This is a genomic window from Arenibacter sp. ARW7G5Y1 (genome assembly GCF_003201775.1).
GTDB lineage: Bacteria > Bacteroidota > Bacteroidia > Flavobacteriales > Flavobacteriaceae > Arenibacter.
Genome location: NZ_QJJZ01000019.1, coordinates 1 through 24458, shown reverse-complemented (window position 1 = coordinate 24458; position 24458 = coordinate 1). Strand labels below are relative to the sequence as shown.

Genomic DNA, 24458 nt, shown 5'->3' with positions numbered 1-24458 from the left:
ACAGGGTCACATTATACCTCATATTTCCATTTTATCATTTAGGATTGAACAGACCTTTTAACATTCTGTCATTTCCATACAAATCTTTTCTGAGTTCAATTTCAGAAAAATTCTCCCGCTCCAGTAGGTGTTTCATTTCTTCACCAAGATATTGATTTATCTCAAAAAACAAGACCCCGCCTTTCTTCAGATGGCTCAAGGCAAAGAGTGTGATTTTTTTATAGAAAACCAAAGGATCCTGATCGGAAACAAAAAGGGCCAAGCCGGGTTCGTGCCCCACAACATTGTTCTTCATTTCCATTTTCTCCAACTCCCTTACATAGGGTGGGTTGGACACTATTACATCAAATTTATCTTTAAGACCCTCAAAGGATAAAATATCCGCTTCCAAAAAGACTATGTCCACATTATTATCCAGGGCGTTCCGTTCGGCAATCTTCAATGCCTTTTGCGAAATGTCCAGGGCATACACTTTGGCATTGGGCATTTTTTTGGCCAAGGAAATGGCTATACAACCACTTCCTGTTCCAATGTCCAATATTTTTATTCCTTTCTGGGAGTCCAGCCTTGGTTGTTCTTCAAGAATCCAATACACCAATTCTTCAGTTTCGGGACGGGGAATCAAAACGTTTTCATCTACCCGAAACTCGAGTTCGCAAAAGTGGGCCTTCCCTAAAATATACTGAATGGGACGTTCTTGTTTTAACTGGCTCAATGCATAAAATAAGGCATTCTCATTTTCTTTGGATACTACCAGCATAGGCTGCATGGCCAAAACAAATCTCTCCAAACCCAAATAATGATCTATTGCCAAATAAAAAAAACTATCCACTTCTTCTTTTGGAAAAAGGGTATCCAATTCTAAATGGTAAATATTTTTAATCTCTTTTAATAACATTCTCAATTTTTGGAAAACATTTTGATCATGGTGTCCCTAAAGAAAATCCATAATGAAACAAATGGCCCTATAAACCTTTAAGCATCCAGACCGGACATGAATAATGACCGGTGTTACCCATAGGTTCATGGATATAATGAAAACCCGACTTTAAATATAATTTTTGTGCGTCTTCCATATAGGGCATAGTTTCCAAATAACAATGGGCATAGCCATACTCAGTAGCTCTATTTATACAAATATTGATCATTTTGGCTCCCAATCCCCTACCCCGGGCCTCTTCCAGAAAATACATTTTCTGTAACTCGCATACATTCCCTTCGTGATTCTGCAATGGGGCAATTCCAGCACAACCAATAATCCTTTCATTTTCCTCAACCACAAAATAATCGGACCTTGGTTGGTCATAGTTTTCATACATTTGGTCCAATGCTTTATCGGCATAAGCGGTACCCACTTTAGGAACTCCTAGATCCTCTAGTACTTTTCTTATTAGCCTGGCAACATTCTGATTGTCACCAGCCTGAATTTCCCTTATTGTAGTGACTAACATAAGATTACCAATAATCTACTTATATTGTTCTATTTTTACGAAGTGAAGATACACGAAAAATATATTTCAAGATGCATACAGCTCGCCAAAAATGGCTTGGGAACTACCTTTCCCAATCCCATGGTGGGCAGTGTTATTGTATCTGGAGGAAAAATTATAGGAGAGGGCTACACCAGTCCATGTGGTGGTTCCCATGCCGAAGTAAATGCTATTAATGCCGTAAAGGACAAGGCGCTTTTAAATAATGCCACCTTATTTGTTACCCTGGAACCCTGTTCCCATTATGGAAAAACGCCTCCATGCGCAGACCTTATTATTAAGCATCAAATACCGAATGTTGTAATAGGCCTTTTGGATCCACATGAGAAGGTTGCAGGAAAGGGCATTGAAAAATTAAAGGCGGCAGGCTGCAATGTTACGGTGGGTGTACTGGAAAAAGAATGCCGCGAACACCACAAACGCTTCTTAACATTTCACCTAAAAAAAAGACCGTATATCATATTAAAATGGGCTGAGACCGCCGACGGTTTCATTGCCCCCCGTGAACAAAAAAGAAATGACCATCCAGAACCGTATTGGATCAGCAATCCATATTCCCAACAACTGGTGCACCAATGGCGAAGTCAGGAACAGGCAATTTTGGTTGGAACCAATACAGTTTTGGCCGACAACCCCAAATTAAACGTTCGCCATTGGAGGGGTAGGAATCCTGTTAGAATTGTGTTGGACAGATATCTAAAAATCGACCGCAAACACCATGTTTTGGATGGAAACCTTAAAACCATCATCATTACCGCCAATCGGCCTGAAAATACACTTGAAGGGATTATATATGAGGTTATTGATTTTAAAGATAATGTGTGCACTCAAATTTGCGCCATCCTTTACAGGCACAATATACTTAGTGTCATCATTGAAGGAGGCGCCAAGACGCTACAGAGCTTTATTGACTCCAAATTATGGGACGAGGCTAGAATTTTCAAGGGACAAAGCCGATTTGGGGAAGGACTGGAATCGCCTAGGATCCATGGTTTTATGAAAGGTCAAAAGCAAATAGAATCGGACGTACTAACACTCTTGAACAATGATTAAAAATATCATATTCGATTTTGGCGACATTTTCATCAATCTGGACAAGCAGGTAGTTTTTAGAGCACTTCGGAATCATGGCATCCAAGAATTTTTACCTAAATACCACAGCATTAACGAAGACTTTGAAATTGGCAAAATTAGCCCCCAGGAATTTGTAGCAAGACTACAACCCGATTTTCCCCACCTCAGCTCTCAGGCCATTACCGATATTTGGAATTCAATGTTATTGGATTTTCCTGAATACAGGCTGAAATTTTTGGAAAGCCTGGTAAAGGAGAACAGGCATAGGCTATTTCTTTTGAGCAACACCAATGCCCTGCACATTCCCCATGTAACCAAGATTATGGGTACCGAAAAATTTGCGCGATTTAAAAATTCCTTTGAACAGTTTTATTTATCACATGAAATCCAATTGAGGAAACCGAACCGTGAAATATTTCAATTTGTCCTTGAGCAAAATAAGTTGACCCCACAGGAAACACTTTTTATAGATGACACCAAGGAAAATACCGATGCGGCCAATAAGTTGGGTATTAAAACATGGAACTTGATTGTGGGCAAGGAAGACGTAGTTCAATTAAAGGATAGACTATAGTATGTTGGACCTCGCATTAAGTATACTGTTTTCCAGCCTAATTTTTGTGGTATTCAAATTGTTTGACACTTATAGGATAGAGACCCTTACTGCCATCATCATCAACTACGTGGTGGCTTCTGCGGTAGGAATGTTTTTTTACCAGAGCAAAATTGATCTATCAGAGATTCCATCAAAACCCTGGTTTATAGGTACTTTGGCTTTGGGCATTTTATTTATCATCGTGTTTAATCTTATGGCCGCCACATCCCAAAGAAGTGGGGTGTCCGTTGCCTCGGTCGCCACAAAAATGTCCTTGGTAATACCAGTCCTATTCGGTTTGCTGGTATACAACGAAAAGCTGGGTGCCTTAAAATCGGTAGGTATCCTGTTGGCCCTGGCCGCCGTATATTTTGCTTCCGTAAAGGCAAAGGGTGTTGCCCTCAGGAAAAATATGATTATACTGCCCACTTTAGTTTTTATTGGTTCCGGGATTATAGACACCAGCATTAAGTATTTGGAAGAAACCTTGGTTCCCAAGGAGGAGTTTCCCTTGTTTTCTGCGGTAGTTTTTGGCTCTGCAGCCACTACAGGCGTTATATTTATCGCGATCAAATCCTTTAAAAAGCGGTTGGCGCCCAATTTAACCACTGTCCTAGGTGGAATTACCCTGGGGATTCTAAATTATTTTTCTATATTCTACCTATTACGGGCACTGCAGCACGAGAACCTGAACAGTGCATCTGTTTTCACCATTAATAACGTAGCCATAGTTATGTTTTCCACGCTTTTGGGGGTAGTTCTGTTCAAGGAACGCATCAGCAACAAAAATTGGATGGGAATAACACTTGCTATCATCAGCATTTTTCTAGTGGCTTTTTTTTAATAGATTTACATGGAGTTGGATGTTTACAAAACCTTGAAAGTACCTTCCAAGGAGATCTTGTTCAAAGAACGCAAAAGCAAGTTTTTTGGTTATGCCTACCCTATACTGCATGAGGACGAGGTAAAACCCATTATTGAGGAGCTAAAAAAACAGCACCATACAGCCAACCATGTTTGTTACGCCTGGCAATTGGGGTTTGAGGATGTTAATTACAGGGCCAATGACGACGGTGAGCCCAATAATTCTGCAGGTATGCCCATATACGGTCAAATACAGTCTTTTGGAGTAACCAACGTCCTAGTGGCCGTTGCCCGGATCTTTGGCGGCACAAAACTAGGGGTTGGCGGCTTGATATCCGCATACAGGACAGCCGCATATATGGCACTGGATTCGGCGGAAATAATTGAAAAAACGTTACAGCAACGATATATGCTCAATTTTGAATATTCAGAAATGGACAAAGTTATGAGGGCCTTAAAGCAACATCAATTGGAAATTATTAGCCAAAAAATGGAAATGGACTGCACCATTGAAATATCCGTTAGAAAGAACGATGCCCTATTAACCGAGAATATTTTTAATGCCATGTATCCCGTAAAAATTAAAAAACTAGATGTCTAGCTTATTTAGAATATAATCCGGACATTTCATGGGCTTATTGGTTTTCATATCGATAAAAGCCAGAACGGTGTTCGCTTCTATCAACAACTCTTTGGCCTCATTGTGTATCTCATAGTCAAATTCTATTCGCACTAGTGGCCGCTTCCTTATATAAGTTGTGACTGTTAAAAGATCGTCGTAAACTGCCGATTTCTTAAATAAAATGTTTAAGGAAATTACGGGCAACATTATTCCGTTTTCCTCCATTTTTTTGTAAGAAATCCCCATGGATCGCAACCACTCTACACGTCCCATTTCCAGATATTGCGGGTAATTCCCATGATAAACAACGCCCATTTGATCTGTTTCGCCATACCTGACCCTAAAAGAAAATTCGTTAAAATCCATGTTATTCCGAGTAAAACCTTTATATTTAAAAGTGTGAAAAAATTATGGTACAACATGAGAAAAAAAAAGGGAAAATTCAACCACTTTGGATTTTTTTTTTAGAATATTTGTTCACATATTTGCCCACTTGATAGTCCCATTTAACCTGGCTGAATATCATTCATAAATTACACTAACCAAAAAAAAGAAAATATTAAAAATGAGTGTTACTGCAACGTCCGTATGGAACCATTGTTTAGGCTTTATAAAAGACAATATCCAACCGCAGGCATTCAAAACTTGGTTCGAACCAATTAAACCTGTTAAGCTTTCAGATAATGCCTTGAGCATTCAAGTGCCCAGTAAGTTTTTTTACGAATGGCTGGAGGAGCACTATGTTAAATTGTTAAAGGTGGCCCTTACCAAAGAATTGGGAGAGACCGCCAAATTGGTGTACATTATTAAAATGGAAAACACCTACGGCAATCGCGAACCTTTTACGGAAAAAATACCTAGCTCCAATAGGGCCCATGTAGAGCCCCAAGAATTGGACGTGGCCATAAAATCCAAAAATCCGGAATTAAAAAATCCCTTTGTCATACCTGGGATTAGAAATATAAAGATTGAATCCCAATTAAACCCGAGTTACAATTTCGACAATTTCTTGGAAGGGGACTCCAATAGGCTGGCAAGATCGGCCGGTATGGCCGTTGCCAACAAACCTGGGGGCACTTCCTTTAATCCATTATTGGTCTTTGGCGGTGTAGGTTTGGGAAAAACACATTTGGCCCATGCAATAGGTGTGGAAATCAAGGATAAATACCCAGAAAGAACCGTATTATATATATCGGCGGAAAAATTTACCCAGCAATATATTGAATCTGTAAAGAAAAACACAAGAAACGATTTTATCCATTTCTACCAATTGATTGATGTGCTCATTATTGATGATGTACAATTTTTATCAGGGAAATCCGGTACACAGGACGTTTTCTTCCATATTTTCAACCATTTGCACCAAAACGGAAAACAGGTAATACTAACCTCGGACAAAGCCCCTGTTGATATGCAGGACATTGAACAGCGTTTGCTTTCCCGTTTTAAATGGGGATTATCTGCCGAGCTTCAGACACCGGATTACGAAACAAGGATCTCGATTTTAAAAAACAAATTGTATCGGGATGGGGTGGAAATGCCGGACGATATCATAGATTACGTTGCCAAACACATAAAGACCAATATCCGGGAACTGGAAGGCGCCATAATTTCCCTAATAGCCCAATCTTCGTTCAACAAAAAGGAAGTTACACTGGAATTGGCCCAATTGGTAGTGGAGAAGTTTGTTAAAAACACCAAAAGGGAAGTATCCATTGATTATATCCAAAAGGTGGTTTCCGACTATTTCGAGATGGATGTGGCTACGCTACAATCCAAAACAAGAAAAAGACATATTGTACAGGCCCGGCAATTGGCCATGTTCTTTGCCAAGAAATTCACTAAAGCCTCCTTGGCCAGTATTGGATCCCAAATTGGAAAAAGGGACCATGCTACGGTTCTACACGCCTGTAAAACCGTGGATAATCTTGCCGAGACCGACAAGCAGTTTCGAAAATACATAGATGATCTAACCAAGAAATTCTCCTAACACCTCCATTGCCATGAGAACCAAAGTCCTTATGGTCTGTTTGGGAAATATATGTAGGTCACCGTTGGCCGAAGGTATCCTTAAAAGTAAATTGGACAAGAAAACCATCCTTGTGGATTCTGCAGGCACTGCCAGTTATCATATTGGAAAGAAACCGGATGGCAGGTCAATATCAATTGCCAAAAAATATGGTATCGACATAAGCCAGCAGCGATGCAGACAATTTACAGCAAAGGATTTTAGTGAGTTCGACATAATTTACGCTATGGACCGTAGTAATTATGCCAACATTGTTGCTTTGGCAGAAAATGAAGAACAAATAGCCAAGGTCCATTTATTACTCCAAAGATCCAATTCTACCCATAAGGAAGTTCCAGATCCCTATTATGGGGGTGAAGATGGATTTGAGGAAATTTATCATTTAATTGATTCGGCATGCAACCTTATTGCACAGGAAATAATTCATAAATAAACATATCCCTATGGACCAAAGAATGGGCACTATTGGAAAGTTATATCTAATCCCAACAACCCTGGGAGATAACGAACCCTTGGAAGTTCTTCCCATATCCATCAAAAGGACCATTGAACAAATTGATCATTACATTGTTGAAAATGAAAAAACGGCTAGGCACTTTATAAAAAAGATAAGTTCCAAAAAGTCGCAGCCAAGTTTACACATCAATTTACTTAACAAATTTACGGAATCAGAAATCCTTCCCACTTTTTTAGACCCTTGTTTTGAAGGTTACAACGTAGGCATAATATCGGAAGCTGGTTGTCCAGGAATTGCCGATCCAGGTGCCGATATTGTGGCAATTGCACATCAAAAAGGAATAAAGGTAGTGCCACTGGTTGGACCGTCTTCAATTCTCTTGGCCTTAATGGCCAGTGGTCTTAACGGACAGAGTTTCGCCTTTAACGGTTATTTGCCCATCGAAGCCGGGGAGAGAAAAAAAAGTATCAAGAGGTTTGAAAAATTGTCCAGAGACAATGACCAATCACAGATTTTTATTGAAACGCCCTACAGGAATGACAAACTGTTGGCCGAACTAATAAAAACCCTTGCACCACAAACCTTGGTCTGCATTGCATGCGACATAACATTGCCTACAGAGTTCATCTTGACCAAAAGGGTGTTGGATTGGCAAAAAATTTCTGTTGATCTTCACAAGCGACCATCAATTTTTATAGTCCACGCATAAAAAAACCCCAACATATTGCCGGGGTCTTTTTCATTTTCATAATTGTAAACTCTTTATATTCTTGGGTTTCTTTTAGGGGTTACATGTGAAATGTCATAACCCGAGAATTTTTTAATATAATATGAAACCGATGACCCAAAGTCATCATTCACATTTAATTCCCCGTTGGACCGTAAGTACTTTTTCACATTGCCCGCACCTGCCAAATGGGCTGCGGCCAGTATACCCGATTCTGTAATCTCCTGACCATTTATAACCGATCCAACAAAACGTTTAATATCCCTTCTCAAAATCCACTTGTTCCTAGAAAGGTTGGTATGAAACACCCTTTCCTGCAAAACTGGATCGTTCAGAAATAATGTAGCGTTGTAGACACCAAGTAGTTCCAGGGTACCAATACCAAATTGATACTTACCTAAATAACCCAATGCGTTGGTCGTAAAATAATTCCCTTGAGATTCCTTAAAGGCCAAAGCCTCTTTAAACCCATTGTAGGACGTTCCTAAAAAGGGCGGCGCAGCCATAGTTGTTTTTATTACAGTTCTGTGTTTGGGAAACAGAACTTCTGTAGGTCCATTTACTCTAAAAGCCTCGGGAATCACCATTTTAACTGGCTTAAACCCATAACTTACAAGAATAAAAATCATGATAACGGGGAACAAATAATTTGTCCACTTTCTCATATATTTGTTTTCTTAAGACTCACGACCAAAAAAAACGGTCTGCTTAAATTTCACATTGCAAAGATATACCTGATTTTTAAAACCCGACCTATTTTAACGCAACTTTGTACAAAATGTAGTAAATATTGGATAAATGACACAGATATAAAGACCAATGGTTTACCTGTTGATCTTCTGGCTATTTATCCACCGGACATACTGTGCTTTATTTCGGTTATGTTGCGACAAGGTCTTCGCAAACTTGTGATAACCAAAGTTTTCCACATTGGCAACAAAATAATAATAGTCATGCCTTTCAGGGTTTAAAACAGCATCGATTGCCGATATATCGGGCATGGCAATGGGTCCAGGAGGTAAACCCGCAACCTTATAGGTATTATAAGGGGAATCCAATTCCAAATCTCTATACAACACTCTTTTTATAATGGTATCAAAATTACCTGTATGTTTTTTTAGGGCATAAATAACGGTAGGGTCTGCCTGCAGCAACATACCGGTCTTCAATCGATTAAGATAGACTCCGGCCACCCTGGGCCTTTCATCTACCTTTGCCGTCTCCTTATGTACTATGGAAGCCAGAGTAATCACCTCAGAGGAGGTTAAACCTACAGCTTTTGCCTTTGCTTGGCGCTTATCGTTCCAAAACCTGGTATATTCCTTAAACATCCTTTCCCTAAATCCCTCGGCCGAAGTATTCCAGAAAAACTCATAACTGTTAGGTATGTACATGGACAATGCCGTCTCATCATTAAAGCCATTGGCCCTTAAAAACTCCTTATCTTTAAAATGGTTCAACAGAGCAGTACTATCCGCTTCTATCTGAAGTGATATTCTTCCCGCCAAGTCTTCCAAGGTTTCCTGATTGTTAAAAGCAACCTTAACAGGGATATTGCCACTTCGCAAAGAATTTACAATATCGTTATTGTTCATCCCTTTTCTTATTGCGTATTTACCCGGCTTCACATTGTCGCTATACCCCTTTTTATCGGCAGCCGATGTAAAGGTTTTCAAATCTTTCAAAAGTGGCTCCAGAATATCCTTCGCTTGCTCAAAGTTGGCGTTTGACGGAATAAACACATAGGCTACCTCATTATTGAATTGCGTATTGGGTACAAAGAAGGCCCTGTAAACCATATAGGCGAAAGCCCCACCGACCAACATACCAGCAATAACGATAACCAATAAAATTTTCTTTATATACATTAGTTATTTATCTTTTGAAACAAGATTTCATTTTTAAAAGCCCCATTGGAATATATCCAATCCCTCTTTATTCCAACTTTTTCAAACCCCAGTTTTGTAAACAAATGTATACTGGGAGCGTTTTCCTCCAGTACATTTACATAAACCTGTCGCATTCCCAATACGGAAAAGACATAGTTGGTAAGTATCCCTACCGCTTCAGAACCAACCCCTTTATTTCTATCCGGCTTCCGACTCACAATAATTCCCATGCCCACTCTTAAGTTCTTTGGATCAAAATCAAATAAATCGATTAATCCAACTACATTGTCCTGCATATTACAGATACACAATCTCAATTGTTTCACCTCATAAATGTCCTTATGGGCATTTTCCAGATAAAGTTGAAGCACATGTTTGGAATAGGGCGCGGTAGTACCGCTTATTTCCCAAATTTCAGGATTGTTCTCCAAATTATACAGGAAATCCAAATCTTTGGGCTCCAAGGCCCTTAGGTAAATCTGCTCTCCTTTAAGATTCAACATCTATCTCCCCTTTAAAAACCAGTTGTGCCGGCCCTGTCAACCATATTTGGTCGTAGCCATTTTCACTGTTCCTGAACTTCACTTGCAGATTACCCCCTGGGGTAACGATCTTTACGAAATCCTTTTTGGTCTTACCCGAATGGTACATAGCCAGGGCTACGGCGGTTACCCCGGTTCCACAGGAAAAGGTCTCATCCTCTACTCCCCTTTCATAAGTCCTTACATTAAAGGTATCCTCACTGGCTTGATCAACAAAATTGATATTGCTTCCCTGTTCCCCGTACAATCCATAGCGTAACTTCGCCCCTTCCTTACGAACATCAAACTCCTTTAGTCCGTCTACCAATTGAACATGGTGCGGGGATCCCGTATTGAGGAACAAGGAATTGGACTTTTCCCGTATTTCCTTAACATCCTGCATTTCCAAGCTAACTATCCCTTCTGCCATAGTCGCTTTATGAAGTCCATCCACAGCCTTGAATGTTATATTTTGATCCACAACCCCCAAATGATGGGCAAATGCCACAATACATCTACCTCCATTACCACACATGGTACCCTGTCTACCGTCAGAATTATAATAGACCATCTTAAAATCCGTGTCCTTATCATTTTCCAGCAAGATGAGTCCATCGGCACCGATGCCAAATCTTCTATCACATAAAAAAGAGACCAACCCAACGTTGTCCTTCGGAAAAAATTCTTTGCGATTATCTATCATCACAAAGTCATTTCCGGTTCCCTGGTACTTATAAAAGTTTAGTAACATATTGTAATTTATAAAGCAAAGATATAATTTTATTAAGGTTTTATTATCAGTTAAAAACTCGTTAAAGCCAAATAATTGCTATAGAATTATGTTAATTTTACAAGAGCAAATTAAAAAAATGTTTTTATGAAGAAATTTGGAAGTTTATTATTGGTCTCTGTTTTTGCAGGGGCAATTACATTAGGTGCTTACAAACTTTTTTTTGAGAAACCAAATTATGCCGTTATACAGGGAGACAGTGGGGCAAAAATGATTTCATCCAGTTACACCCCAACCTCCGCCAAGGGTGCTGGAATCAATGAAGTGGATTTTACCATAGCTGCTCAAAATACGGTAAATGCAGTGGTACACGTAAAAAATGTTACCGTGAGCAAGGGTCCCTCCACCATTATGGAGTACTTCTACGGTTATAGCGGTAGTCAAACCCCTCAAGTGGGTACCGGTTCCGGGGTAATAATCTCACAGGACGGCTATATTGTGACCAATAACCACGTTATAGCCAATGCCGATCAATTACAGGTTACGCTAAATAATAATAAATCCTATGATGCCGAACTGATCGGTACCGACCCCAATTCCGATATTGCCCTTATAAAAATAGACGTGGACAGGCAATTACCTTATTTGGCATTTGGGGACTCGGACAATACCAAGGTTGGGGAATGGGTCTTGGCCGTAGGGAACCCCTTTAATTTAACGTCCACTGTTACTGCTGGGATCGTTAGTGCAAAAGCTAGGGCCCTGGCTAGTTTGGATCAGTCGTTTATCCAAACGGATGCGGCCGTAAATCCCGGAAACAGTGGTGGCGCATTGGTAAACACCAACGGCGACCTAATAGGCATAAACACTGCCATTACCTCGCAAACGGGTTCTTACGTAGGCTATTCCTTTGCTGTTCCCAGTAATATTGCCAAAAAAGTGGTGGAAGACATTATGGAATACGGTAACGTACAAAAAGGTATCTTAGGTATCAATACCGTCCCCATGAACAGCCCATATGCCGTTGAAAATGGTATAAATGAAATTGACGGGGTTTACATTGCAGGTATCGAGGAGGATTCCGGCGCCTATGACGCCGATTTAAAAGAGGGTGATATTATAAAAAACATAGACAATGTAGAAATTCACAAATTTGCAGATCTAATAGGCTATATATCTTCAAAAAGACCTGGGGACGAGCTTTTGGTAACCGTTTTACGAGGTGATGAGAAGATGGAATTCCCCGTGATGCTTAAGGAACGGCAAACGATCATTATTCCTGTCCTGGGCTTTGAAGTTAAAAACCTTACCGAAGATGAAAAGAAAGCCTTTAGAACCAAAAAAGGGGTAAAGATCATAGGAGTACCCGAAACTTATAGAAATTATGGTTTTGAAGGAAAAGTTCTATTATCCTTTGGGGATGAAGAAATCAACAACATTCAGGATGCCAAAACCAAATTCGGCCGGATTTCCAGATATGATAGGGCAAGTATTACCATGTTGAATAAAAAAGGTGAAAAAGAACGACTGATAATTCAATAAAAGCCAAAGTAGCTTTTAAAAAAAACGCTCCTATCGGAGCGTTTTTTTTATACTTTATTTTTTACGAAAACGTTTGAAATATATAATTTTGCCCCAAAACCAACAAATATTAAGATCAGCCTATGAGTGCCATTACATTATATGAAAAGGAATTGGCCTTTCAAGCAGACAGAAGGAAGGCCACCACCGAATTCATTAAAATTGCCAGTGATTTATGGTATGACAAATCCATAGAAATAGTTCTTTTTAAGAATCAGGTCATAGATAAAAATGTCAGCGACATATTGAACCTGCATGAATATGCAGGGGATTTTGTTCAAAAACCAATCTCAATTTTCGATTCTGTCGAAATATTGCGAACTATAAGCGACATAGAATTACCCCCTTCAAAATTGGATATTGGAAAACTCACCTATGAATATCATTCATTTGAAAACAACTACAACAATGTTAAGGCGTTTGTATCGGACAAACTAAAAAGTGCCAATTCCCAGAACGGGATAATTCCCAAAGATGTGGTATTATATGGCTTTGGGCGAATTGGCCGCTTATTGGCAAGGGAATTGATGGCCAAAACCGGCAAAGGAAATCAGTTAAGATTAAGAGCCATCGTTACCCGGGGTCCCATAACTCCCGAAATTTTGGAAAAAAGGGCCAACTTATTACGGACAGATTCCGTACACGGGCCATTTATGGGTACAGTGGATATCGATTTTAACAATAAAGCTTTGTCCATAAACGGTACAACTGTCCATATTATTGAAGCAGATAGTCCGGAGGACATAGACTACACCCAATTCGGGATTGCCAACGCCTTGATAATAGATAATACGGGAGCCTTCAGGGACAATGAAAGCCTCAATAGACATTTAAGGTCCAAAGGAAGCAGTCAGGTATTGCTTACTGCTCCCGGTAAAGGGATCCCAAATATTGTACATGGCGTAAACCATTTGGAATTTGATCCGGACACCCATAAAATTTATTCTGCCGCCTCGTGCACCACCAATGCCATAACCCCTATCTTGAAAGTAGTAGATGATTCCTTGGGTATAAAAAAAGGGCATATAGAAACCATTCATGCCTATACCAATGATCAAAATTTAGTAGACAATATGCACGGAAAATATAGACGGGGAAGGGCTGCCGCCCTTAATATGGTCATAACGGAGACCGGGGCCGGAAAAGCAGTGGCCAAAGCCCTTCCGCAACTTAGTGGCAAGTTGACCTCCAATGCCATTAGGGTACCAGTACCCAATGGCTCCTTGGCAATATTAAATCTAGAGATCAACAATAAAACTTCAAAACCGGCATTGAACACCATAATTAAGAAATATGCTTTGGAAGGTGATTTAGTTGAACAGATAAAGTATTCACTAAGCAATGAATTGGTATCAACGGACATAGTTGGAACTTCTGCCCCTGCCATTTATGACAGTACGGCAACCATAGTATCGGAAGATGGAAAGAACCTTGTACTATACATTTGGTACGATAATGAATTTGGGTATTCGCACCAAGTAATCCGCCTTGCCAAATACATTGCCAAGGTTCGCAGATATACCTATTATTAAAATTTCATCAATATATAATAATATACAAAATTGTGGGTTATTCTATTTAGTTAAAGTACGTCTTATCCCTTTTTTTAATAATTGGGAATATTAAAGTATTTTAGCCTTCTCTAAATCATTATTAACAATAAGAATTACATAAATGAAAATTTCGAAATTACTCTTTATCGTAATGGCTCTATTGTCATTTAACCTACACTTTGCACAGGAACCCGAGGAAGAGGACAAACTTTCCTTGGACCAAGGTCCTATTAGTTCCCAATTCGAATATATCTCCAAAAAATCTGGTAACTACCGGGCCGATGGAGTAAGATACGAGGTGGTAAAGGAGTTTAACTTGGGAAAACTGAGACAAAATGTATTGGATTCCATTAATGCCTTTAACAAAAAGGTCAATGAACTAAACGGTACCATTACCGCCCATGTAGAAACAATTGAATCGCTGAACAAAAAATTGGAAGAGACGACCAATAATCTTTCCGAGGTAACCGAGGAGAAGGATAGCATGTCTTTCCTTGGTATTCTGGTAGCGAAAAGCACCTACAATTTTATTCTTTGGACCATAATAACAGGGTTATTGCTGTTTTTATTATTTTTCATCTATAAATTCAGAAATAGCAATATTCTAACCCAGGAAGCCAAAGCGACGCTTGCGGAAGTAGAGACCGAATATGAGGACCATAGAAGAAGGGCTTTGGAAAGGGAGCAAAAAATTAGTAGACAGCTCCAGGACGAGATCAACAAACATAAAAAATCCAAGTAAACTACCTCGGGGCAAGCCCGCGAGGCATTCGTAGGAAACGAACTTTAATTTTCGAGGCAAGCCTCAGGGTATTACACCCTTTGGCGGTGCCAATAAAATAAAGGGAACCTATTATTTTATTTGACTTTGGAATTTAAAAAGCTCCTTTTTTGGGAGCTTTTTCCTTTAGGGCCTTGGGCAATGGTATAACCGCCAAAAAAATTGGCAGAAAGGATTGTGTCTATTTTTACTACTTTTGAACCTGCCCCGTAAAAAACATTAACTGTTATTGATTTTCCCATGCGAATAGATATAATTACCGTAGTTCCCGAAATACTTAAAAGTCCGTTTGAAGCTTCCATTTTAAAACGTGCCATTGAAAAAGGGATTGTAGAGGTCCATTTACATAACCTAAGGGATTATACGGATAAAAGTTACAATCAGGTAGATGATTACCAGTTTGGGGGCGGTGCAGGTATGGTCTTGATGATAGAGCCCATAGACAAGTGTATCGCTACCTTAAAAAGTCAAAGGGACTACGATGAGGTCATCTATATGACCCCCGATGGAAAAACATTGAACCAGAAAATGGCCAACAGTTTGTCCTTATTAAATAATGTTATTATTTTATGTGGCCACTACAAAGGTGTGGATCAACGGGTAAGGGACCTATATATTACCAAAGAGATATCGATAGGTGATTATGTCCTGTCCGGGGGCGAATTGGGGGCTGCAGTGCTATGCGATACCATAGTTAGATTAATACCGGGAGTTTTGAACAATGAAACCTCTGCGCTGACCGATACATTTCAGGATAATTTACTTGCGCCTCCAGTATACACCAGGCCTGCGGAATACAAAGGCTATAAAGTACCTGATATTCTATTGAGCGGGAATTTTCCGGAAATAGAAACATGGCGAGAAGACGAGGCATATAAAAGAACCGAGCAACTGCGTCCAGACCTACTTAGCGACTAGTCCAGGTTTGGATTGTTTCTTGGTCCGACTTTAATATAAAAATGCCTATTTTGCCATATGCTACATTTCCAAGGGGTTAGACCAATGGAATACAATGAACTTATGATGATTTTTAAGGGATAATATTGATAAAAAACTCCCAATCACTTGTAAGTTATAAATATTAGATTAATTTTGCACTCCATTAAATCAACCTCTGACGATAATCGTGAAAGTTGGTTTAAGTAAATAATAATTAAAAACGATGGAAGAGTTATTAAAATTTGTAGAAAACGAATTTATTCCTAAAAAAGATTTTCCAAACTTTTCAGCTGGGGACACTATTACCGTGTACTACGAAATTAAGGAAGGTGAAAAAACAAGAACACAGTTTTTTAAAGGTGTTGTTATTCAAAGAAGGGGAACTGGAGCTACCGAAACCTTTACAATCCGTAAAATGTCCGGTACTATAGGTGTAGAGCGTATTTTTCCAATTAATATGCCTGCTCTACAAAAAATAGAAGTGAATAAAAAAGGTAAGGTTAGAAGATCCCGTATTTTCTACTTTAGAGGTCTTACTGGTAAAAAAGCTAGAATTAAAGAGATACGCTCTTAACAAGCTCATAAAATTTACAAAAAAGCATCCTTATTCAGTAAGGATGCTTTTTCATTTATAAACATTTGTTCAGAACTACAGTTCATAATATGTTGATAATAAAATCGTTACAAAGCTTGTTTATTCAATAATAATTCCTTACTTTTAAGTGTGGCTGGAAATTCGTTACTCGGATTAATGAATGTCACATAGAGTTTACGTTCTTTATCTCATTGTTATTTGTCCTTCTATAGTGTTATGCATTATAGATTGCATTCTAACTATTAACTTGCTTGTGTAAGTTGGTAGATTTGTAAGTATTGTGATATTGTTAATGTTAGATCTAGGTTATACATTAGGAATACCAAATATTTGAACATTGAGGAGAAACATCTTTGTCACTTGGTTGTATTATTAAGGATAGAATGTTTCAAACGTTGAAATAGCGACGCAAATGCAATCAATGGTTGCCGTTTTGTAAAAGACAAAACAACAAGTTTGTAAACTATTTCTAGAAAGCCATATCAAGGTAATTTTACAATGATATGGCTTTTATTTTTGCCATAATTTTAACTTCAATATAAAGAATATTACCTCCCTTACTTTCCTAGTACACATTTACCCAATATTATAGCCCTTCCCTGTTTATTTGGCATTTTTAAAATTGTATATTTGCTCCGCTTAAACTTAAAAATCTAAATTATAATGCCAAAAATTTTATATACCAAAACAGACGAGGCCCCTGCATTAGCAACACAATCATTCCTACCTATCATAAAGGCATTTACCAAGACAGCTGGAATAGATGTTCAACTTAAGGATATTTCCCTGGCAGGTAGAATAATTGCAGTATTTCCAGATTACTTAAAAAAGGAACAGCAGATCTCGGACGATTTGGTAGAATTGGGAAATTTGGCCAAAATGCCTGAAACCAACATCATAAAACTTCCAAATGTGAGCGCTTCCGCTCCCCAATTAAACGAAGCCATTGCAGAATTACAAAGTAAGGGATATAACATTCCAAACTATCCGGATAACCCAAAAAATGATGTTGAGAAAGATGTTAAGTCTAGGTATGACAAAATAAAGGGAAGCGCCGTGAACCCTGTTTTGCGAGAAGGTAACTCGGACCGTAGGGCTCCAAGGGCCGTTAAAAATTATGCCAAGAAGCATCCGCATTCCATGGGGGCTTGGAGCGCAGATTCCAAAACGCATGTGGCCACCATGACTGAGGGCGATTTTAAATCAAACGAAAAATCAATTACCCTACAGTCAGCCACCGCTGTAAAAATAGAACTCACACAAACTGATGGTACCAAGACTTTACTAAAGGAAAGTATTCAACTTCAGAAAGGTGAAATAATTGATGCCACCGTATTGAGCAAAAAAGCGCTCGTAAAATTCCTACAAGAACAGGTTAAAGACGCCAAAGAGAAAGGTGTGTTGTTTTCCGTGCATTTGAAAGCAACTATGATGAAAGTTTCCGACCCTGTTATTTTTGGTCATGTCGTAAAGGTATTCTTTGCAGATGTTTTTAAAAAACACAGCGCTACATTTCATAAAATTGATGTCAATGCCAATGATGGTCTTGAGATTTTATTAAAAAAAATAAAAAGTCTTCCCGATTCTGAAAGACAGGAAATTGAATCGGATATTGAGAAAACCATTCAGCAAGGTCCTGCCCTAGCCATGGTAAATTCCGATAAGGGAATCACCAACCTACATGTACCAAGTGATATCATTATAGATGCCTCCATGCCGGCCATGATCCGCAATTCAGGTAAAATGTGGGATTCCAACGGAAAAGCTCAAGATACCAAGGCCGTAATTCCAGATAGTAGTTATGCCGGAATCTATACCGAGACTATCAACTTCTGTAAAGAACATGGCGCTTTTGACCCTACAACTATGGGAACGGTACCCAACATAGGATTAATGGCCCAAAAAGCAGAGGAATACGGGTCCCACGATAAAACTTTTGTTATAAAGTCCAGTGGCAAGGTTTCCGTAGTGGACATCAATTCTGGTAATGTTCTAATTGAACACGATGTAGAGGAGGGGGATATTTGGAGAATGTGCCAAGCAAAGGATGCACCTATTCAGGACTGGGTAAAACTTGCCGTGTCCAGAGCCAGGGCTACCAATATACCCACCATATTTTGGCTGGATGAGAATAGGGGCCATGATATTGAATTGATAAAGAAAGTAAACACTTATTTACCCCAACATGATACTTCTGGATTGGACATAAGGATAATGTCTCCTGAAAAGGCTACGGTATTTACGTTGCAAAGACTTAAGGAGGGAAAGGATACCATATCTGTAACCGGGAACGTGCTTAGAGATTATTTAACAGATCTCTTTCCTATTTTGGAAGTGGGTACCAGTGCAAAAATGTTATCCATCGTACCTCTTATGAACGGTGGTGGACTTTTTGAAACCGGTGCAGGTGGCTCCGCCCCCAAACACGTGGAACAGTTTTTATCCGAGGGACATCTAAGATGGGACTCTTTGGGCGAATTCTTGGCCCTTGGGGTGTCTTTGGAATTTTTCGGGGAAAAGAATAACAATAGTCAAGCCATAGTCCTTGCCGATGCTTTGGACAAGGCTACGGAACAATTTTTGGAAAACGACAAATCCCCTTCAAGAAAAGTTGGGGAGCTGGACAATAGGGGTAGCCATTTCTTCCTGGCGCTTTATTGGGCAAATGCTTTGGCTGAACAAAATGAGGACCAGGAACTTAAAGCCGTTTTTGCACCTATTGCCGAAAAGCTTTCGAATAGCCAGGATGAAATTCTTAAACAATTGAACGACGCCCAGGGTGCACCCATCAATATTGGAGGTTATTATTTACCAGATGAAAATCTGATAAGTAAGGCCATGAGACCGAGCGTTACATTTAATTCCATTTTGGAATCCATCTAAACGAACTTTTTTCTAATTTAAAATGACCTTTTCACTTTATGGAAAGGTCATTTTACTTTAAGAGATTGCAAACTTTTTTTTCCTCAAGAAAATATCGATACATTTAGGTGAAAAATGCTTTTAATGGGAAAAAATACATATGTGCCGTTTTATTTATTACTTCTATTTTCCATTAATCTATTTTCGCAGGAACGGTTCACCCTGAGTGGGACAATAACCGAAATAGCAAGTAATGAGACACTAATAGGTGTCACAGTTGCTGTGCCATCCCTAAGCACAGGGGTTATTACAAATGAATACGGATTCTACTCCATTACGTTACCCAAAGGAAGCTATCAACTTCAAATAAGTTCTTTGGGATACCAAGATATTATTCAAACCATTGATCTTACCTACGATCAAAAAATAAACTTTCAATTACTTGAAGTAGCGGAACAATTGGAGGAAGTAGTGGTTACCGAGGATATTGAAAAATTAAATATTCGTAAACCTCAGATGAGCGTTAACTCCCTATCGGCAGAAACCATAAAAAAGATACCTGTAATTCTGGGAGAGGCAGATATTATAAAATCCATTCTCCTTTTACCCGGGGTTAGCAATGCCGGCGAAGGGGCATCAGGCTTCAATGTTCGGGGAGGAGCCGTAGACCAAAACCTTATTCTACTGGATGAGGCCACCATCTTTAATTCCTCCCACCTATTTGGATTCTTTTCTGTATTTAACCCAGACGCCATAAAGGATGTAAAATTATTCAAGGGCGGTATACCCTCCCGTTATGGAGGTAGGGTGTCCTCAGTTCTGGAAATTTTTCAGAAAGAAGGAAATAGTAAGGAGTTAAAAGTCAATGGTGGTATTGGTGCCGTTGCCAGTAGACTATTGGCCGAAGGGCCCATAATCAAAGACCAAGCGGCATTTCTTATTGGCGGTAGGGCATCCTATGCCCATTTGTTCCTACCTCTTTTCGACATAGACAATACAGCCTATTTCTATGATCTAAACACCAAGTTGAACTTTAAGTTAAATGAAAGCAATAACATTTATTTCTCGGGCTATTTTGGAAGGGATGTTTTTTCAATAAGCGAAAGCTTCGTAAACACTTATGGCAATGCGGTTCTTAATTTCCGATGGAACCATTTGTTTTCGGATAAATTATTCTCCAATTTATCCTTGATATATTCTGATTATTATTATGGCTTAAAACTGGATTTTGTAGGTTTCAAATGGAATTCTGGAATTCAAAACTTTAATCTCAAATACGATTTTAAGCATTATCTGAGTAATAATTTTCAAATAAACTATGGTATCAATAACATTTATTACCGCTTTAACCCTGGCAAGATAGAACCCAGCGACTCGGAATCTGGGATAATTGAAAATCAGCTGATCCAAAAATACGCCAATGAATTTGCTGTTTATGTAGATGTTGAACAGAACATTACGGAAAATTTAAGCATGCAATATGGCTTGCGTCTCAGTAATTTTATACGTCTGGGACAGGACGAATTAAATGTGTACACGAATAACGACCCGGTAGTTTTTGATCCCTTTCTGCAGATATACAAGGAGGCAGATCCAATAGAAATTCTTACTCCTGAACGTAGCGAACAACTCGCAACCTTTACAAATTTAGAGCCCCGTATAGCCTTAGCTTATTCCCTTGACCCCAATAACTCCTTAAAAGCAAGTTACACCAGGTTGGCACAATATCTTCACTTGCTATCAAATACAAGTTCCCCTACTCCCCTAGATGTGTGGACCCCAAGTGGAACTTTTATAAAACCACAATTACTGGATCAATATGCATTGGGATATTTCAAAAATATAAAGGATGGAGATTACTCCCTGGAAACCGAATTATTCTATAAGGATATCCAAAACAGAATAGATTACATAGACGGCGCCAATTTAATTGCCAATGATGCTATAGAACAGGTAATCCTAAACGGGGAAGCAAGAGCGTATGGGCTTGAACTGCTTATAAGAAAAAACCAGGATAGATTTCAAGGTTGGCTGGCCTATACCCTATCCAAATCGGAACAAAGGACCCCTGGACGAAATGCTACTGAAACAGGTATTAATTTAGGAAATTGGTACAACACTCCCTATGATAAGACCCACGACGTTTCCCTATATGTAAATTACGACTTAAATGAAAAATGGAGCTTTAACAGCAATTTTGTGTTCCAGACCGGCCAACCTACCAATTATCCCATTGGCCAATTCCAATTCCAAAATTTGGTTGTGCCATATTATGGACTAAGAAACAAACAGCGACTGCCGGCGTATCACAGAATTGACTTTTCGGCAACACTTACCCCTCGAAAAAATAAGGGCAGAAAATTAAAATCGGAATGGGTCTTTAGCATTTACAACTTATACAACAGAAAAAATGCTGCCTCTATCGGATTTAGTCGCAACGGGGACACAGGGGTAAATGAAGCAGTCCGTACCTCAATTTTTGGCTTGGTACCCGCCGCCACCTATAACATCAAATTCTAAAGAAATGAAGAACATTGTAATTTTATTCTTGTGTTTTATAATCTTTGGGTGTCAGGATGTAATTGAAGTAGATCTTCCTACGGAAGAGCCTAGATTGGTTATCGATGCCCTGATCCGATTGGAGGAGATGGACAATCCTTCTGTATTGATCCAAATAAAGGCCAGTCTAACCAGTTCTTTTTTTGATGATTTATCGCCTGCCCAACTTCAGGAAATTACCCTCACAAACACGCAATCAGGGTCGGTAATAGTTTTGGAAGAATCCATTCCAGATACCGGTGTTTATGAAAATGAGTGGGATTTAGAGGAATTGACACAAGGAGAATTGGAACTTACCATTCAATATGGGGGCCAAACCTATTTGGCGAAAACCAAATACGTACCTGCCGTTCCCCTTGATTCCTTGGAACAGGGAACAACTACTTTGTTTGGAGATGATGAAACCGAAGTAGTCCTAACCTTCACAGATAACGGGGAGAGAGAGGATTACTATTTATTCGATTTTGATTTCGGTGAATATTTGGTGAGCGAAGATGAGTTTTATCAGGGAAAACGATTTCAGTTTTCATTTTTTTACGATAGTAAATTGGAAGATGAAAGATTGCTAACCATTAGTATTTTAGGTATAGATCAGGATTTTTTTAATTATATGAACCAATTGATTCAACAAAGCGGAGCGGATAACGGTCCCTTTAGCACACCTGCAACCACGGTCAAGGGAAATATAATTAATGTAACCAATACCAGTGATAATGATAGTACAAATAAAAGTAATTTTGCCTTGGGCTATTTTGCCATTTGCCAAACGTTTTCGGATACTCTTCTGATAAAAAAATAATCCATAACATTAAGACGGTCTACAAAATCAAACCTATGCGAACAAATAAAGCCCTCTTATTAAAAGGCCTCAAATATATTGCCTATACCATAGCCCTAATGTTTACTGCGCCGATAATAATATACCAAGCCTTTAAAAATGAAGGGCACCCTTTCTATTGGCCTGTCTTGATCATTGGTATTATTTTAGCCATTGCAGCCATTTCAATGGGGTTTTATAGTATTAAATTGATAATGGATGCCCTGTTCAATAAGGACAATAAACAAGATTAATCGTACCGGCCCCATTCCATAAAGCAAACGGCTCTACTCCCGTTTCTATTGGCGTATTACCAAGGTTATTTAAGGTCTTCACTGGAATCCCCAACACATTTAGGCTGTCTCATTACATCCAGAAGCAAATCTTTCCGGTCTTCAAGGGAAAATGGTTATTTTCGTATTTAAAATTTAATTCAATGACCTTATTTGTAGATATGGACGAGGTGTTTGCTGATGCTTATAATGCACATATAACACTTTACAATGCCGAGTTTAATGAAAACCTGACCGAGATGGACTGTATGGGACGTGAGGTTTGGCAATCCGTTCCTGAAGAACGGCAATATAGTGTAAGGAACCATGCCAGGACAGACGGCTTCTTTCGCAATCTGGAACCTATCAAGGACAGTAAGGAAGTTTTAAAGGAATTATCCTCCAAATATGAACTCTATGTAGCCTCAGCTGCCATGGAATACCCCAACTCTCTAAGGGAAAAAAGCGATTGGCTGGATGAGCATTTTCCTTTTATCCATTGGAGAAATCGTATTCTCTGCGGCAGCAAGCATATTCTTAATGGAGATATTTTGATAGATGACCGTAGCTACAATCTGGAGCACTTCCAGGGAAGGAAAATAATGTTCACCTCTCCTCACAACATACACACCACTGGATATGAACGTGCCAACAATTGGTTGGAGGTAGCCCGTTTGCTGTTGTAAATTACAGGGTTTAGGGGATAGTTAATTTGAAAATTTGTTAATGGGCCGATTTGAAAGTGGAACAGTGTAGCAATGAAATAATGTACCAATGATTCAATGTAACAATTTGCTGATTTGAAAATTTGCTGATGGGCCGATTTGAAAGTGGAACAATCTAGCAATGAAACAATGTAGCAATGATTCAATGTAACAATTGGCTGATCTTAAGAATTGATGGCACTCTGCAAAGTCGTTGTGCAAAGTCGCTGTGCAAAGTCTCCCGACTTTGAACTTTCACACTTTATAAAGTCTCCCGACTTTGGTTTTTCCGTGGAACAATCCTAAAAGTTGTGTGTGAATTACAAAAAGATATAGTTTACTATCTCAAGTTTGTGTCCTGTTCATTTTTTGCATCGCCCAAAAAACGACCAGGGCCGAATAACCAAGGTACGGTGTACCTTGGTTAGGAGGAGCCAGCTGTAGCCATGGCCAAGCTGATTTTAAATTTCTTTAAATCTACGCACTTTCCACGGCCCCGGCGTCCAGGCCGCTTTCACTTGGGTGAAATGCTCTATGGACGCCTTCCACCTTCCAATGTGAAAACCACTTGATTTAAGACGAAATTGAAAATAGGCCGGTCCTTTATTATGTCGACTCTAACATAGTGTCGATAAATCATTACGTCGCTGTACAAAGTCTCCCGACCTTGGACTTTCCGTTTGGCGTACGGATACTGGAATCAATCACGCCCAAGGCGTGCCCTTTTATTAAAGTTCGGACAAAAAAAAGCACCTACCGTAAAAACGGCAAGTGCTTTCAAAAAAAGGCGGCGGCCT

At 39.2% G+C, this 24458-nt stretch carries 24 protein-coding genes; 17 read left to right on the top strand and 7 right to left on the bottom strand.

The window, feature by feature from the left end; genetic code table 11:
* Nucleotides 1-34: 34 nt before the first annotated feature.
* Complete coding sequence (gene prmC / locus C7972_RS23940) at nt 35-898, bottom strand: peptide chain release factor N(5)-glutamine methyltransferase (protein WP_181422955.1); 864 nt, start codon at nt 896-898, stop codon at nt 35-37.
* A gap of 67 nt (nt 899-965) precedes the next feature.
* Nucleotides 966-1451, bottom strand: coding sequence for a GNAT family N-acetyltransferase (locus tag C7972_RS20460; RefSeq protein ID WP_110358035.1), 486 nt, complete (start codon nt 1449-1451; stop codon nt 966-968).
* Between the two features lie 42 nt (nt 1452-1493).
* On the opposite strand from C7972_RS20460, the gene ribD reads away from it, so the two are divergent.
* The 4 genes from ribD to C7972_RS20440 are packed head-to-tail and all read left to right on the top strand — an operon-like array spanning nt 1494 to nt 4624.
* Nucleotides 1494-2543 carry a bifunctional diaminohydroxyphosphoribosylaminopyrimidine deaminase/5-amino-6-(5-phosphoribosylamino)uracil reductase RibD gene (gene ribD, locus C7972_RS20455; protein WP_110358034.1) on the top strand — a complete coding sequence of 350 codons (1050 nt, stop codon included), beginning with the start codon at nt 1494-1496 and terminating at the stop codon, nt 2541-2543.
* Nucleotides 2536-3138, top strand: coding sequence for an HAD family phosphatase (locus C7972_RS20450; RefSeq protein ID WP_110358033.1), 603 nt, complete (start codon nt 2536-2538; stop codon nt 3136-3138). Before ribD ends, C7972_RS20450 begins: the two co-directional genes overlap by 8 nt.
* 1 nt (nt 3139) lies before the next feature.
* Nucleotides 3140-4003, top strand: coding sequence for a DMT family transporter (locus C7972_RS20445; protein ID WP_110358032.1), 864 nt, complete (start codon nt 3140-3142; stop codon nt 4001-4003).
* A 9-nt stretch (nt 4004-4012) separates the two neighbouring features.
* Nucleotides 4013-4624 carry a YigZ family protein gene (locus tag C7972_RS20440; protein ID WP_110358031.1) on the top strand — a complete coding sequence of 204 codons (612 nt, stop codon included), beginning with the start codon at nt 4013-4015 and terminating at the stop codon, nt 4622-4624.
* Here the strand turns inward: C7972_RS20440 and C7972_RS20435 are convergent.
* Nucleotides 4613-5011: a thioesterase family protein gene (locus C7972_RS20435; protein WP_110358030.1), complete on the bottom strand. Its 399-nt coding sequence runs from the start codon at nt 5009-5011 to the stop codon at nt 4613-4615. The two genes, C7972_RS20440 and C7972_RS20435, sit on opposite strands and share 12 nt — an antisense overlap.
* Nucleotides 5012-5210: 199 nt before the next feature.
* Between C7972_RS20435 and dnaA the strand changes: the two genes are divergently transcribed.
* The 3 genes from dnaA to C7972_RS20420 are packed head-to-tail and all read left to right on the top strand — an operon-like array spanning nt 5211 to nt 7840.
* Entirely contained in the window at nt 5211-6635 is a 1425-nt protein-coding gene (gene dnaA / locus C7972_RS20430; protein ID WP_110358029.1) for a chromosomal replication initiator protein DnaA, read from the top strand.
* Between the two features lie 13 nt (nt 6636-6648).
* A complete protein-coding gene (locus C7972_RS20425) occupies nt 6649-7107 on the top strand; it encodes a low molecular weight protein-tyrosine-phosphatase (RefSeq protein ID WP_110358028.1) in 459 nt (152 codons plus the stop codon).
* A gap of 10 nt (nt 7108-7117) precedes the next feature.
* On the top strand, nt 7118-7840 hold the full coding sequence (locus C7972_RS20420) for an SAM-dependent methyltransferase (protein ID WP_110358027.1): 723 nt from the start codon (nt 7118-7120) through the stop codon (nt 7838-7840).
* 53 nt (nt 7841-7893) lie between these two features.
* Here the strand turns inward: C7972_RS20420 and C7972_RS20415 are convergent, their stop codons facing one another.
* The 4 genes from C7972_RS20415 to dapF all read right to left on the bottom strand — a co-directional run bounded on the left by C7972_RS20415 (nt 7894) and on the right by dapF (nt 11019).
* Nucleotides 7894-8523, bottom strand: a complete 630-nt coding sequence (locus C7972_RS20415; protein WP_110358026.1) for a hypothetical protein — start codon at nt 8521-8523, stop codon at nt 7894-7896.
* Between the two features lie 159 nt (nt 8524-8682).
* Entirely contained in the window at nt 8683-9726 is a 1044-nt protein-coding gene (gene mltG / locus C7972_RS20410) for an endolytic transglycosylase MltG (RefSeq protein WP_110358025.1), read from the bottom strand.
* Nucleotides 9726-10250 carry a GNAT family N-acetyltransferase gene (locus C7972_RS20405; protein WP_110358024.1) on the bottom strand — a complete coding sequence of 175 codons (525 nt, stop codon included), beginning with the start codon at nt 10248-10250 and terminating at the stop codon, nt 9726-9728. Before C7972_RS20405 ends, mltG begins: the two co-directional genes overlap by 1 nt.
* Nucleotides 10237-11019, bottom strand: a complete 783-nt coding sequence (gene dapF / locus C7972_RS20400) for a diaminopimelate epimerase (RefSeq protein WP_110358023.1) — start codon at nt 11017-11019, stop codon at nt 10237-10239. The genes C7972_RS20405 and dapF overlap by 14 nt, the downstream gene beginning before the upstream one ends.
* A 126-nt stretch (nt 11020-11145) precedes the next feature.
* Here dapF and C7972_RS20395 point away from each other — a divergent pair, with 126 nt between their 5' ends.
* The 10 genes from C7972_RS20395 to C7972_RS20350 all read left to right on the top strand — a co-directional run bounded on the left by C7972_RS20395 (nt 11146) and on the right by C7972_RS20350 (nt 23643).
* Nucleotides 11146-12540: a S1C family serine protease gene (locus C7972_RS20395; protein WP_110358022.1), complete on the top strand. Its 1395-nt coding sequence runs from the start codon at nt 11146-11148 to the stop codon at nt 12538-12540.
* Nucleotides 12541-12662: 122 nt separating this feature from the next.
* Complete coding sequence (locus tag C7972_RS20390; RefSeq protein WP_110358021.1) at nt 12663-14111, top strand: glyceraldehyde-3-phosphate dehydrogenase; 1449 nt, start codon at nt 12663-12665, stop codon at nt 14109-14111.
* A 142-nt stretch (nt 14112-14253) separates the two neighbouring features.
* Nucleotides 14254-14874: a tRNA (guanine-N1)-methyltransferase gene (locus C7972_RS20385; RefSeq protein WP_110358020.1), complete on the top strand. Its 621-nt coding sequence runs from the start codon at nt 14254-14256 to the stop codon at nt 14872-14874.
* Between the two features lie 279 nt (nt 14875-15153).
* Nucleotides 15154-15831 carry a tRNA (guanosine(37)-N1)-methyltransferase TrmD gene (gene trmD, locus C7972_RS20380; protein WP_110358019.1) on the top strand — a complete coding sequence of 226 codons (678 nt, stop codon included), beginning with the start codon at nt 15154-15156 and terminating at the stop codon, nt 15829-15831.
* Nucleotides 15832-16075: 244 nt separating this feature from the next.
* On the top strand, nt 16076-16426 hold the full coding sequence (gene rplS / locus C7972_RS20375) for a 50S ribosomal protein L19 (RefSeq protein ID WP_110358018.1): 351 nt from the start codon (nt 16076-16078) through the stop codon (nt 16424-16426).
* Nucleotides 16427-17110: 684 nt separating this feature from the next.
* Nucleotides 17111-19330 carry an NADP-dependent isocitrate dehydrogenase gene (locus C7972_RS20370; RefSeq protein ID WP_110358017.1) on the top strand — a complete coding sequence of 740 codons (2220 nt, stop codon included), beginning with the start codon at nt 17111-17113 and terminating at the stop codon, nt 19328-19330.
* Nucleotides 19331-19453: 123 nt separating this feature from the next.
* Nucleotides 19454-21829 (top strand): TonB-dependent receptor, encoded by a 2376-nt coding sequence (locus tag C7972_RS20365; RefSeq protein WP_110358016.1) that lies wholly within the window; start codon nt 19454-19456, stop codon nt 21827-21829.
* A gap of 4 nt (nt 21830-21833) precedes the next feature.
* Nucleotides 21834-22667, top strand: coding sequence for a DUF4249 family protein (locus C7972_RS20360; protein WP_110358015.1), 834 nt, complete (start codon nt 21834-21836; stop codon nt 22665-22667).
* A gap of 35 nt (nt 22668-22702) precedes the next feature.
* The gene (locus C7972_RS20355; RefSeq protein WP_110358014.1) at nt 22703-22939 is read left to right on the top strand and encodes a DUF6095 family protein; all 237 of its coding nucleotides are present in this window, start codon (nt 22703-22705) and stop codon (nt 22937-22939) included.
* A 182-nt stretch (nt 22940-23121) separates the two neighbouring features.
* Complete coding sequence (locus C7972_RS20350; protein ID WP_110358013.1) at nt 23122-23643, top strand: 5'(3')-deoxyribonucleotidase; 522 nt, start codon at nt 23122-23124, stop codon at nt 23641-23643.
* The last annotated feature ends 815 nt before the right edge of the window (nt 23644-24458 follow it).